This window comes from Bradyrhizobium oligotrophicum, assembly GCF_051168495.1.
Lineage (GTDB): Bacteria > Pseudomonadota > Alphaproteobacteria > Rhizobiales > Xanthobacteraceae > Bradyrhizobium > Bradyrhizobium oligotrophicum_A.
The window spans coordinates 319525-332702 of the sequence record NZ_JBNPVB010000002.1 but is presented as its reverse complement, the minus strand read 5'-3'; the positions used below and the strand labels follow the sequence as shown (position 1 = coordinate 332702).

The window sequence follows — 13178 nt, the reverse complement described above, 5'->3', positions numbered from 1 at the left end:
TGCTCGGGCCGATGCGTAGGGTGCGCAAGGCGCGCGGCGGCGATCAGCCGCGTCGCGCCGTGCCCACCAGAACTCTCTGCTCTATTTCCCGAACGACGCCTTCAGCAGCGCCGGATAGCGCGCGGCCTGGAAGCCGCCGCGGGCGGCGTAGAAGCCGAGCATCGCGATCCACAGGCCGGTATTGCCGAAGCCGCGCAGCGCCAGCCAGATCGCGAGGAACACGGCCAGTGCCGCCACCATGAGATTGCGCATGTCGCGCGCCCAGGTGGCGCCGATATAGACGCCGTCGAACGCGAAGGCGAACACCGACAGCAGCGGCGAGGCCACCACGAACGGCAGATAGTCGCGCGCGGCGCTGCGCACCGCCGGGCTCGCCGTCATCACGTCGATCAGCAGCGGCCCGAACAGCGCGAAGATCACGGCCACCACCAGCGCGAAGCCGAAGCCCCACGCCAGCACCAGCCGGGTCGCGCCGGCAAAGCCGTCGCGGTCGCGGGCGCCGAACGCATAGCCGCAGAGCTGCTCGGCGGCGTTGGCGAGACCGTCGAGAAAGAAGGCGGCGACCAGCAGGAAGTTGTTCAGCACGGCGTTGGCGGCGAGCGTGGTATCACCGGCGCGTGCGCCCTGCGAGGTGAAGAACAGGAACGCCACGATCATCGCCGCGGTGCGGATCATGATGTCGCGGTTGACCGCCATCATGTGCATCAGCTTGGCGCGGTCGAGCAGCGCCGGCCGCGAGATCCCGGCCGCCCCCTGCACCAGCCGTCGCGCGAGCACGACGCCGATCGCGACGCCGATGGCCTCGGCGAAGACGGCGGCGATTGCCGCGCCGGCAATGCCGGCCTGAAGCACCTGCACCAGCAGGATCGTCGCCGCCATGTTGATCAGGTTGATCGCGACCTGGACCGCCAGCGCCAGCCGCGCGCGCGCCAGCCCGACCAGCCAGCCGAGCACCACGTAGTTGGCGAGCGCCAGCGGCGCCGACCAGATCCGCACCATGAAATAGGTCCGGGCGGCGCCGAGCACGGCCTCGCTGCCGCCCATGACCTGGAAGATGACGGCGCCCAGCGGCAGCTGCAGCAGGATCAAGGCAAGGCCGATCAGCGCCGCCAAAGCCAGGCCGCGGATCAGCACCATCAGGACTTCGTCGGTCTCGCCGGCGCCGAGCGATTGCGCGGTGAAGGCGAGCGTGCTCGCGCGCAGGAATGCGAACAGCCAGAACAGGCAGTCGAAGATCACCGAGGCCATCGCGACGCCGCCGAGCATGGCGGCCTCGCCGAGCCGGCCGATCGCGGTGGTCGAGACGATGCCGATCAGCGGCGTGGTCAGGTTGGCGATCATCGCAGGCCCTGCGATGTCGAACACCTGCCTCGAGGTGACGGCCGGTTTGTTCAGCCCCGGTGAATGCAACGGAATGCTCGCCTTGCCGGCACAGCGCGCCGCGCGGGTGCGGCGGGTCTCAGCCCCGGTCCGGACCGAGCTTAACCGGGTTTCCGGGTATGAGGCTATAGATCAATCGTCATACCGTCATGCGCGGCCGCGTGAGGCAGGGTGCCGAGCCGCGCCAGCATGTCCTCGCCCATATGGGTGAGCACCAGCCGCTTCGGCCTGATGTCGTCGAGACGCGCCTCCAGCGCCGCAAGGCTGAGATGGTTCTTCACGGCCTTGTCGTAGGTGTAGGCTTCGGCGATGAGCAGGTCGGCGTCGCGGCCGAGCGGGATCAGGCTCTCCGTCCACTCGGTGTCGGCCGTGTAGCCGATCACGCGCCCCTCGGCCGCGATGCGATAGCCGAGAAACGGCCCGCCGGAGTTGCCGTGCACGACCGGATAGGGCGTCACGCTCACGTCGCCGAAGCGCGTCGTTCGTTCGGGCTGGAGCGCGACCACCGACAGTTCGAATTTGCGCGGCGTCGTCGACGAATGCTCGAACAGCGTCTCCATCACTTGGCCCAGTCGCGCCGCGATGCCGTCCGGGCCGGCGATCACCAGCGGCTGCGTCCGCTTGGAAAACTGCGCATCGAGCAGCAGGAACGGGAGGCCCGCAAAATGATCGCCATGGAAATGCGTGATCAGGATCAGCGCGACATCGTTGCAGGCGATGCCGAGCCGCTTCAAACCCGGCAGCGACGACGCGCCGCAATCGATCAGCAGATTGGTGTGCGCGCCGCCCAGGTGGAAGCAGGTGTTGGCCCTGCCACCCGAGCCGAACGCATCGCCGCAGCCGACGAAGCGGAGCTGCATCGGCTGCGTCTCCTCACCGCCCGCGCGGGGCGAACAGCCGCGACAGGAACCAGAGCGGGATCACGATCACGGCGCCGAGCAGGAAATAACGCCACAGCCAGTTGAAGGCGTCGAAGCCGAGCTCGTAGAGCCGGATGAACAGCAGCCGGATGCTGTAGAGGATGTTGAGCGGATCGAAGCCGATCGCCGACAGCACCACGCCGACCAGGATCGACAGCAGCACCAGCCGGAACGCCACCGACAGCGGTGAGCCGCCGAGAAAGCGATACAGGCCATCCGAGCTGCGGGCGCGGGCCGGATAGTCCCTGACGTCGTTCGACATGTCATCGTCTCCAGGCGGGTTCGTCGGATTCGCGACCCCGAGTATAAAGCACGGCAGGGCAGGTGGGGAACCCGCGTCACCGCCGCAAGCCGGTTACTGGCATTTAATGTTCCCGCGATGTCAGGCCGCCGTCTCGCTTTTCAGCATGCGCTCCAGCGTTTCCAGCCGGTCGGCGTCGCGCGGCGGCTTGTCCCAGCGCAGCCGGCTGATACGCGGGAAGCGCATCGCCACACCGGATTTGTGCCGCGGCGAGCGCTGCAGGCCCTCGAACGCGACTTCCAGCACCAGCCCTTGCTCCGGCTCGTGGACGACATGGCGCACCGGGCCGAACTTCTCGGTGGTATTGCGGCGGACGAAGCGGTCGATCTGCAACAGCTCCTCGTCGGTGAAGCCGAAATAGGCCTTGCCGACGGGCACGAGCTGATCGCCGGTCTCGCCTGCGGTCCACACCCCGAACGTGTAGTCGGAGTAATAGGACGAGCGCTTGCCGTGGCCGCGCTGCGCATACATCAGCACCGCGTCGATGATGTGCGGGTCATGCTTCCACTTCCACCATTGTCCCTTCGGACGGCCCGGCAGATACGGCGCGTCGCGCCGCTTCAGCATCACGCCTTCGACCGCTTCGGCATCGTCGCCGGCACCGGCCGACGCCGGATCGGCGCGCGCCGCCTTCAGTTCGTCCCAGCTCGCGAAGGCAATCGTCGGCGACAGGTCGACGCGCGGGTCGTCCAGCCGCCTGATGAATGCGTCCAGCTTCGCGCGCCGTTCGGCAAACGGCAATTCGCGCAGATCGTGATCCTCGTCGCCGAGCAGGTCGTAGGCGCGCAAATGGATCGGATACTCCTTCATCAGCTTCGGCGACACCGTCTTGCGGTTCAGCCGCTGCTGCAGCACGTTGAAGCTCTGCACGCGGCGATCGCGCACCACCAGCAGCTCGCCGTCGAGCGCGCCGGGCAGATGCAGCGACGGCAGCAGGTCCGGAAAGCTGGCCGTGATGTCCTCGCCGCTGCGCGAATACAGCCGTGTGACGATGCGGCCATCGGCGTCGCGGCCGCTGACCGCCTGCACGCGGATGCCGTCCCATTTCCATTCGGCGATGTAGTCGGTCGCCTCCATGCTCGCGAAGTCATTGTCCTCGACGGCATGGGCCAGCATCACGGGACGGAACGGCGCCGGGTCCTGGTTGACCGGCTTGTCGCCGCGGCCCTCCAGCCAGGCGAACAGGTCGAGATAGGGCGGCGACAGCCCGGGCCACACCAGTTCGACCTCGTGCGGATCCTTGGTGCCGAGCGCGGCGGCTGCGGTCTTGGCGAGGCGCGCGGAGATGCCGATGCGCAAAGCACCGGTGACGAGCTTCAGCAGTGCCCAGCGCCCGGTCTCGTCGAGCTCGTCCAGCCATTGCGCGAGCTGCCGCGGCATCTCGGTCTTGCCGAGCCTGCGCAAGGTGGTGACGACCTCGGTGAGCGTCGGCGGTGGCGGATTGTTGTGCCCAGCCTGCTCGTGCGCGGCTGCGCGCGGCTCTGCGCCTCCCCCGCTTGCGGGGAAGGGAGTCGAGCGAGCTTGCGGCGCCGGCTTCGGCCACATCAGCGCGACGGTCTCGGAGAGATCGCCGACATAGTCATACGACAGCGCGAACAGCACGGGATCGGTGCGCGCGGCGATCAGGTCGCGGATCAGCGCCGGCTTGGCGTGCTTGAACGACAGCGCGCCGGTCAGCGCGGCCAGCGCGTAGCCGCGGTCGGGGTCCTCGACCTCACGGAAATAGGCCGTCAGCAGCCGCAGCTTGTTGTTGCGGCCGGGCTCGTAGGCGAGACGGTCGAGCAGTTCGGCGAAGCGGTTCATGCCTCCGCGCCCTCGCTCGCCACCGTCTCGCTCTCCTCCTCGTCGCCATAGCCGACGAGGTCGAGCGGCCGCGCCGCCAGGCCCTTGCTCCGGCACCAATGCACCAGCGCATCCTCCTGGCCGTGGGTGACCCAGATTTCACCGGCACCGGTCGCCGCGATCGTCGCGGTCAGCCCGTCCCAGTCGGCATGATCCGAGATCACCAGCGGCAGCTCGATGCCGCGCTGGCGCGCACGGGCGCGCACGCGCATCCAGCCCGACGCGAAGGCGGTGACCGGATCGGGGAAGCGCCGCGTCCACAGATCGGAGGTCGCGCTCGGCGGCGCCAGCGTGATGGTGCCGGCGAGCTCGGCCTTCTTGACGCCCTTGACCGGCCTGAGTTCGCCGAGCGCAATGCCCCTGTCCTGATAGTAGCGCGTGATCTTCTCCATCGCGCCATGCAGATAGATCGGCTGATCATAACCGGCCTCGCGGATCAGCGCGATCACGCGCTGCGCCTTGCCGAGGGAATACGCGCCGACCAGATGCGCACGCTCCGGAAACAGCGCCACCGACGCCAGCAGCTTCCGCACCTCGACGGCTGCATCGCCATGGCGGAACACCGGCAGGCCGAACGTCGCCTCGGTGATGAACACGTCGCATTGCACGAGCTCGAACGGCGCGCAGGTCGGATCGCGCGCATCCTTGTAGTCGCCCGAGGCGACGATGCTGGTGCCGCCGGATGACACCTTGATCTGCGCAGAGCCGAGCACGTGGCCCGCAGGATGAAAACTCACGCCGACGTCGCCGAGCCTGACCTCCTCGCCATAGCGGATCGCCTGGGTCGAGCCGGCAAAGTTCTCGCCATAGCGCAGCCGCATGATGTCGAGCGTCTCCTGCGTCGCCAGCACCGCGCCATGGCCAGCCCGGGCATGATCCGAATGGCCATGCGTGATCAGCGCCCGCTCGACCGGGCGCACGGGATCGATATGGAAGCTGCCGGCCTTGCAACACAGGCCGGCGGGAACGGGCAGCAGGATGTCTTGCGGGCGCATCCCGGTCATATAGGTCTCGCGTGGGAGAATTTCAGCTCGTCGCATCCTCGGTCCGTCATGCGCGGGCTTGACCCGCGTATCGATCTCCTGGAATGACAGCCGCGCACCGACGATGGTTCCAGCATGCCCCACCGCCTGTTCCTGTCCTCCGGCGATCTGATCGCCGACCGCCGCTACGAGTTCGCCCGCGACCTGCATCTCAAGGGCGATCCGGTCGCGGCCGCCGAGGTGATGGAGCAGGCGATCGAGGTCGCGCCCAACTTCGCCTCGGCCTGGTTCGAACTCGGCAGGATCCGCGTCGAGCTCGGCGAAACGGACAAGGCGATCGCGGCCTTTCAAGGCGCCATCGCCGCCGATCCGGAGGACCGCCACGGCGCCCATGTGCGGCTGATGCAGCTCGGCGCCGTGCCGCTCACGGACATGCCGAAGGCCTATGTGCAGTCGCTGTTCGACCAATATGCGCCGCGCTTCGAGTCCGAACTGATCGAGCGGCTCAACTACCGGGCGCCGGCGATCCTGTTCAAGGCGGTGCTCGCGGTGTGCGCGGCCGAGAACAAGCCGGCCTATTTCCGGCGGGCGGTCGATCTCGGCTGTGGCACCGGCCTCGGCGCCGCCGCATTCGCGACCAATGTCGACAGCTTCATCGGCATCGACCTGTCGGCCGGCATGATCGTCGAGGCGCGCGCAACCGGCCTCTATGCCGAGCTCGAGGTCGATGACATGACGGCCGCGCTGCAGCGGCAGTCGGACGCTTCCGCGGACCTCGTTCTCGCGGCGGACGCGATGGTCTATGTTGGCGATCTCGCCCCGGTGCTGCGCGAAACGCAGCGTGTGCTGCGACCGGGCGGGCTGCTGACGTTCACCGTGGAGACCCATGACGGCGGTGGTGTGATCATGGGCAAGGGACTGCGCTATGCCCATGGAGCGGAATATATCACCGGCGTCATCGCATCCATCGGCTTGGCGCTGATGCATCTCGCGCCGGCATCGCCGCGAACCGAGGATCAGGCGCCCGTGCGCGGGCTCGTCGTCGTTGCCGGCAAAACTTGAGTCTACACGCTGGCACAGCCCCGGCATCGCATTGCACTGCGCCGGTTGGTCGCAACTTGGCTCTTGCGTGACTCTCCCGATCCCAGAAAGATGCGGGCATCTAGGGAGAGACAACAAATGAAAAACAATCTGACGCGGCGCGATTTCTGCGCCACCGCGCTCGCGACCATCGGTGCATCCACCATCGCTTCGCCTTCCGTCTGGGCGGCCGACAAGAAGTACGACGCCGGCGCCAGCGATACCGAGATCAAGCTCGGACAGACCGTGCCGCACTCCGGCCCAGGCTCGCTGTACGGCGTGCTCGGCCGCGTCGGCGAGGCCTATTTCCAGATGCTCAACGAGCAAGGCGGCATCAACGGCCGCAAGATCAAGTTCCTGACCATGGACGACGGCTACAGCGCGCCGAAATGCGTCGAGGCGACGCGCCGCCTCGTCGAGCAGGAGGAGGTGCTGGCGCTGTACGGCTCGCTCGGCACCGCGCCGCAAACCGCCGTGCACAAATATCTCAACTCCAAGGGCGTGCCGCAGCTGCTGCTCAACACCGGCGCCTCGAAGTGGAACGACCCCAAGACCTACAAATGGACCATGGCGGGCCTGCCGCTGTATCCGACCGAGGCGCGGATTCTCGCCAGGCACGTGCTGAGCGTGAAGCCCGAAGGCAGGATCGGCATCCTCTATCAGAACGATGATTTCGGCCGCGACTTCCTAGGGCCCTTCAAGAAGGTGCTGGCCGATGCCGGCGGCAAGGCGCAGGTGATCATGGAGCAGACCTATGATCTCACCGAGCCGACCGTCGACTCGCAGCTGATCAACCTGTCGAAGTCGGGCGCGGACGTGTTCTACAACATCACAACCGGCAAGGCGACGTCGCAGTCGATCCGGAAGGTGGCGGAGCTCGGCTGGAAGCCGCTGCAGCTGTTGTCGGCGGGCTCGACCGGACGCTCGATCCTGTCCGCGGCGGGTCTGGAGAACGCCAAGGACATCGTTGCCATCCGCTACTCCAAGGATGCCGGCGTGCCGCAATGGAAGGACGATCCGGACGTCAAGAGGTTCGAGGCGCTGCGCGCCAAGTACCTGCCCAACGTCGATCCCGACAACAGCATCGCCTATGCCGGCTACGGCCAGGCGGCGTCGATGGCCGAAATCCTGCGCCGCTGCGGCGACACGCTGACCCGGGAGAACGTGCTCAAGCACGCCACGACGCTCGCCGGCTTCCACTCGCCCTATTTCCTCGACGGCGTCAACTACGCCTACACGCCCGACGACTACACGCCGATGAAGACGCTCTACATCTCGATCTTCGACGGCAAGGACTGGCAGATCTCGGAGAAGCCGATGACGGAATAGGCGCTGCGGGCTCATCCGTCATTGCGAGCGAAGCGACGCAATCCAGATGCCATCCGCGGACGCAATCTGGATTGCTTCGTCGCCGCGCTCCTTGCAATGACGATGGGGCAGGGATGCGCCCCCGAGCACTGCTGTCGTCCCTGCGAACGCAGGGACCCATAACCACCGGTTTGGGTGGGACGATGACTGGCAGTTGCACCTCACCGATCGATTCCGCGGTATGGGTCCCTGCGTTCGCAGGGACGACAGCGCAATGTGATGCGGCGCCGATGCCATTTCGGTTCGTTTGATTCCGAAAAAAATAAATGACTTGCGTTTTTACAGAAGTTGTGGTTCTCTCTCCCCATCCCGCCTCAAGCAGAAGGGGCGTTGCGCGCGATCGTCACGACACGCGAGGCGGGGATGCGATGGCCGCGAGAGGTCGCAGCATGCCCTGTCGGGTGTGCGGACGAACGGCAGCTTGCGGACGTGAAGTCGCGTGGTCCTGGCGCCCCGATGCTGGCGTCAAGTCCGGGGATGATCCCCTGGGCGACGGTGGCTATCAAGCCGGACACCGGGGAGAGCGCGAAGTAAGCGTGAAAACCATCGCGCAGGGAAGGCCGGGCGTTTTCCGGCTGCACCTGTGGTACCTGCCGCCTGCATTTCTTTCGCAGGCGGGCCGCAGGCGTCAGCCGACGCCTGGCCTTCCCTGCGCCCTCTGCACTCGCGGAGGGAGACGTCATTGCAAATAAGCTCGGGCGCGATCCGCCGCGAGGCCGCGGTTGCGTGTCCTGCCGTGATCGCCGTCATGTTTCGTAGGGATCACGATGAGACCCGAAGTGAAGCCAAACACTCCGCTGTCGTCCCTGCGAACGCAGGGACCCATACCGCGGAATCTTTCTGTCAGGCACAACTGCCAGTCATCGTCCCACAGAGGACGGTGGTTATGGGTCCCTGCGTTCGCAGGGACGACAGCGGTGGGTGGCGCAGCGCGGGAGGGCTCCTCGATACGCTCGGCCTTTAGCCGTTGTTTCGGAGCCAGCCACACGTCATCGACCGCGACCCTCGACGAACCGGCGATGACTGCCTACCTTCCCCCGGTGCCGCCCCGCGTCTCACCAGCCCCGCAAGACGACCCCACCGCGCTGCCTGACCATTTCGTGAAATGGTTCGCTGCGCGCGGCTGGACGCCGCGTGCGCATCAGCTGGCGCTGCTGGACAAGGCGCGTGCCCGGCGCTCGGCGCTGCTGATCGCGCCCACCGGCGCCGGCAAGACGCTCGCTGGGTTCCTGCCGACCCTGGTGGAGCTGGGACCGAAGGCGACGGCCCGCTCAATTGCCCGCCCCGCCGGCCTGCACACGCTCTACATCTCGCCGCTGAAAGCGCTCGCCGTCGACATCGCGCGCAACCTCGACGCGCCGATCTCCGAGATGGGGCTGCCGATCAAGGTCGAGACCCGCACCGGCGATACGCCGGTGTCGCGGCGGCAGCGGCAGCGCCGCTATCCGCCGGACATCCTGCTGACCACGCCCGAGCAGCTCGCGCTGCTGCTGGCGTCCGACGACGCGCCGTTTCTGTTCTCGTCGCTGCAGCGCGTCGTGCTCGACGAACTGCACGCGCTGGTCACCTCCAAGCGCGGCGACTTGCTGTCGCTGGCGCTGGCGCGGCTGTGGCGGCTGGCGCCGGACATGCGCATGATCGGCCTGTCGGCGACCGTCGCCGAGCCTGATCAGCTCGCACGCTTTCTGGTGCCGCAGCCAGGCGGCACCGTTGCGGCAGCCGATGTCGTCGTGGCCGGCGGCGCTGCGCCGCCGGTGGTCGAGATGCTCGATACCCAGGAGCGCCTGCCCTGGGCGGGGCATACCGCGCGCCATGCGCTGGCCGAGATGTACGCGCTGATCAAGGCCAACAAGACCTCGCTGGTGTTCGTCAACACCCGCAGCCAGGCGGAGATGCTGTTCCAGGAGTTCTGGCGCATCAACGACGATAATCTCGCCATCGCGCTGCATCACGGCTCGCTCGACGTCGCCCAGCGCCGCAAGGTCGAGGATGCGATGGCGGCGGGGAAACTCCGCGGCGTGGTCTGCACCTCGTCACTCGATCTCGGCGTCGACTGGGGCGATGTCGATCTCGTCATCAATGTCGGCGCGCCCAAGGGCTGCTCGCGGCTGATGCAGCGGATCGGGCGCGCCAACCACCGGCTCGACGAAGCCTCGCGCGCGGTGCTGGTGCCGGCCAACCGCTTCGAGGTGCTGGAATGCTCGGTGGCGATCGACGCCATCGCCGACAATGCGCAGGACACGCCGCCGCTGCGCACGGGCGGCCTCGACGTGCTGGCCCAGCACGTGCTCGGCTGCGCCTGCGCCGAGCCGTTTTCTGCCGACGAACTCTATGCCGAGGTCCTCACCGCCGCGCCCTATGCATCGCTGTCGCGTGCCGATTTCGACGACGTCGTCGACTTCGTCGCGTCCGGTGGCTACGCGCTGAAGACCTATGAGCGTTTCGCCCGCATCAAACAGGATGCCCAGGGGCGCTGGCGCGTCGCCAATCCCAAGGTGCGGCAGAGCTATCGTCTCAACGTCGGCACCATCGTCGAGGAGGCGATGCTGAAGGTGCGGCTGGTGCGGGGGCGTGGCGGGGCCAAGGGAACGACAGGCGCGATCGCGCGCGGCGGCCGGTTGTTAGGTGAGATCGAGGAATATTTCATCGAAGGCCTGACACCGGGCGATACCTTCGTGTTCGGCGGCGAGATCGTGCGCTACGAGGCGCTCGCTGAAGATCAGGTCTACGTCAGCAGAGCCAATGATGCCGATCCGAAGGTGCCGTCCTACATGGGCGGCAAGTTTCCGCTGTCGACCTATCTGGCCGAGCGCGTGCGCGGGCTGCTCGCCGACCGCCGGGCCTGGGGGCAATTGCCGGAGCAGGTGCGCGATTGGCTGGCGCTGCAGACCGACGTCTCGCGCATCCCGGCACGGCGCGAGCTGCTGGTCGAGTCCTTCCCGCGCTCCAACAAGCATTATCTCGTCTGCTACCCGTTCGAGGGCCGGCTCGCGCATCAGACGCTCGGCATGCTGCTGACGCGGCGGCTGGAGCGGGCGCGGGCCCGTCCGCTCGGCTTCGTCGCCAACGAATATGCGCTCGCGGTGTGGGGCCTCGGCGACATGTCGCTGATGGTGGCCCAAGGCCGGCTCGATCTCGCCGCACTGTTCGATCCGGACATGCTGGGCGACGACCTCGAGGCGTGGCTCGCCGAATCGGCGCTGATGAAGCGCACCTTCCGCTCTTGCGCGGTCATTTCGGGGCTGATCCCGCGCCGTTTTACCGGCGAGGAGAAGAGCCGCCGCCAGGTGCTGTTCTCGACCGATCTCGTCTACGACGTGCTGCGGAAGCATCAGCCCGATCACATGCTGTTGCGCGCCGCGCGTGCCGATGCGGCCACCGGCCTGCTCGATCTGAAGCGGCTCGGTGATATGCTCCAGCGCATCGAGGGCCGAATCACCCATCGCCCGCTCGATCGCGTCTCGCCTTTGGCGGTGCCGGTGATGCTGGAAATCGGCCGAGAATCCGTCTATGGCGAGGCCGCCGACGAGCTCCTGGCCGAAGCCGCCGAGGAACTCGTGAAGGAAGCGATGGGGTAGCGGGAGGCGAGGACTTGCGGGGGACTTTCTGCGCATCGGGCATGATGGACGTCGCCGGCACCGCGCTGCGCGTCGATCTCTCCGGCGCGCTGGTGTGGGACGAGCAGCGCCTGCTCGTCGTCTCCGACCTGCATCTGGAGAAGGGCTCGAGCTACGCATCGCGCGGCACCCTGCTGCCGCCGTTCGACACCGTGGCGACCTTGCGCCGGCTCGCGACCGTCATCGCGCACTACGATCCGCGCACCGTGATCGCGCTCGGCGACAGCTTTCATGACCGCGATGCGCATCTGCGCCTCACAGGCGATGACCGCGCCTGCATCGCCAATCTGCAGGTCGGCCGCGACTGGGTGTGGATCACGGGCAATCACGATCCGGCCCCGCACGGCATCGGCGGCGAGGTTGCCGACGCGGTCACGCTCGGTGCAGTGACCTTCCGACATGAGCCAACCGGCGCGCGCGGCGAGATCGCCGGCCATCTGCATCCCAAGGCCCGCGTGGCGACCCGGGTGCGCACGCTGGAGCGGCGCTGCTTCGTCTCCGACGGCGAGCGCGCCGTGATGCCGGCCTTCGGCGCCTATGCCGGCGGCCTGAGCGTCTGCGACGCCGCCTTCGCCAAACTGTTTCCCAAGCGGGCCTTCATTGCGCATGTGCTCGGCGACACGCGCCTGCACAGCATCGCGGCGGCGAGGTGCTATTAGTTGAGTGAAGAGGTGTTGTTGGTTGGATGAATGATCGGACGTCGGATGGATCATTCGCGGGCGCGGAGGCTGCCCATTAGGCCGCCTTCGCCTGCACCTTCTCGCAGAACTCGGCCAGCCGGTCGGCCAGTCGCAGAGTCGCCGGGCTCGCGGCGGGCGAGGCGACGAGGGCGACTTCGGTGCGGTCGATCGGCGCAAAACCTTCGCGCGCGGTCAGCACGCGGTGGTCGGCCTGCACCGACATCTCGGAGAGGATGCTCAGCCCCATGCCGGCGGCGACCGCGGCCTGAATGCCCGCGAGGCTCGACGAGGTGTAGGCCATGTGCCAGGCGCGTCCGCCGCTTTCCAGCGCATGGATCGCGCGGCTGCGATAGAGGCAGCCAAGCGGAAAGCCGATCAGCGGCAGCGAGCGGGCGTCGAGGTTGACCGGATGGCTCCTGCTGGTCACCCAATGCACCTGCTCCGGCCACGCCGCGATCGCCGCGCTGGCGTCGTCGACGCCGCGCTTGAGCAGCGCGAGATCGAGGTCGCCGCGCTCGATGTCGCGCTTGAGGTTCAGGCTCTGGTCGGCACGGACGTCGAGCCTGAGATGGGGATGTGCGCGCGAGAACGCGGCGAGCAGCTTGGCGAGCCGGTAGGCGGCGAAATCCTCGGGGATGCCGAGCTTCACCGCGCCGTCCGGTCCGGGCCGTCCGACGACGTCGCGCGCCTCCTCGGCCAGCGCCAGCAGGCGGCGGGCGTAGGACAACAGCCGCTCGCCGGCCTCGGTCGGCGTCACCTCGCGGCCGTCGCGGTCGAGCAGCGTCTGTCCCAGATCCTCCTCCAGCCGCCGGATCTGCTGGCTGACGGTCGACTGGGTGCGGTGCACGCGCTCGCCGGCGCGGGTGAAGCCGCCGGCCTCGACCACCGAGACGAAGCTGCGCAGCAGCTCCAGATCGAGCATCGGGGACCTCCATTCGAAATTCCACTGAGTTTCAGTCTATCATTTAATTTCCAAATGAGAAAGAACGGCCCTACAGCGGCGGCAA

10 protein-coding genes are annotated in these 13178 nt (G+C 67.5%); 4 read left to right on the top strand and 6 right to left on the bottom strand.

Annotated elements, in window-relative coordinates:
* Positions 1 to 81: 81 nt before the first annotated feature.
* The 5 genes from ACQR1B_RS05060 to ACQR1B_RS05040 all read right to left on the bottom strand — a co-directional run bounded on the left by ACQR1B_RS05060 (position 82) and on the right by ACQR1B_RS05040 (position 5447).
* Complete coding sequence (locus ACQR1B_RS05060) at positions 82 to 1365, bottom strand: MATE family efflux transporter (protein WP_434834377.1); 1284 nt, start codon at positions 1363 to 1365, stop codon at positions 82 to 84.
* Between the two features lie 140 nt (positions 1366 to 1505).
* Positions 1506 to 2240 (bottom strand): MBL fold metallo-hydrolase, encoded by a 735-nt coding sequence (locus ACQR1B_RS05055; protein WP_434834378.1) that lies wholly within the window; start codon positions 2238 to 2240, stop codon positions 1506 to 1508.
* A gap of 13 nt (positions 2241 to 2253) precedes the next feature.
* Positions 2254 to 2562 carry a DUF6460 domain-containing protein gene (locus tag ACQR1B_RS05050; RefSeq protein WP_434834379.1) on the bottom strand — a complete coding sequence of 103 codons (309 nt, stop codon included), beginning with the start codon at positions 2560 to 2562 and terminating at the stop codon, positions 2254 to 2256.
* 120 nt (positions 2563 to 2682) lie between these two features.
* Positions 2683 to 4404 carry an ATP-dependent DNA ligase gene (locus tag ACQR1B_RS05045; protein ID WP_434834380.1) on the bottom strand — a complete coding sequence of 574 codons (1722 nt, stop codon included), beginning with the start codon at positions 4402 to 4404 and terminating at the stop codon, positions 2683 to 2685.
* The gene (locus ACQR1B_RS05040) at positions 4401 to 5447 is read right to left on the bottom strand and encodes a ligase-associated DNA damage response exonuclease (RefSeq protein ID WP_434834381.1); all 1047 of its coding nucleotides are present in this window, start codon (positions 5445 to 5447) and stop codon (positions 4401 to 4403) included. The genes ACQR1B_RS05045 and ACQR1B_RS05040 overlap by 4 nt, the downstream gene beginning before the upstream one ends.
* A gap of 114 nt (positions 5448 to 5561) precedes the next feature.
* Between ACQR1B_RS05040 and ACQR1B_RS05035 the strand changes: the two genes are divergently transcribed.
* From ACQR1B_RS05035 to pdeM, 4 genes are all read left to right on the top strand, one after another.
* The gene (locus ACQR1B_RS05035; protein WP_434834382.1) at positions 5562 to 6488 is read left to right on the top strand and encodes a methyltransferase domain-containing protein; all 927 of its coding nucleotides are present in this window, start codon (positions 5562 to 5564) and stop codon (positions 6486 to 6488) included.
* 117 nt (positions 6489 to 6605) lie between these two features.
* Positions 6606 to 7835, top strand: coding sequence for an ABC transporter substrate-binding protein (locus ACQR1B_RS05030; protein WP_434834383.1), 1230 nt, complete (start codon positions 6606 to 6608; stop codon positions 7833 to 7835).
* 1058 nt (positions 7836 to 8893) lie between these two features.
* Positions 8894 to 11452 (top strand): ligase-associated DNA damage response DEXH box helicase, encoded by a 2559-nt coding sequence (locus tag ACQR1B_RS05025; RefSeq protein ID WP_434834384.1) that lies wholly within the window; start codon positions 8894 to 8896, stop codon positions 11450 to 11452.
* A 14-nt stretch (positions 11453 to 11466) separates the two neighbouring features.
* Entirely contained in the window at positions 11467 to 12150 is a 684-nt protein-coding gene (gene pdeM, locus ACQR1B_RS05020; RefSeq protein WP_434834385.1) for a ligase-associated DNA damage response endonuclease PdeM, read from the top strand.
* A 76-nt stretch (positions 12151 to 12226) separates the two neighbouring features.
* Here pdeM and ACQR1B_RS05015 read toward each other — a convergent pair whose 3' ends face one another.
* Positions 12227 to 13093 (bottom strand): LysR family transcriptional regulator, encoded by an 867-nt coding sequence (locus ACQR1B_RS05015; RefSeq protein WP_434834386.1) that lies wholly within the window; start codon positions 13091 to 13093, stop codon positions 12227 to 12229.
* Between the last annotated feature and the right edge of the window lie 85 nt (positions 13094 to 13178).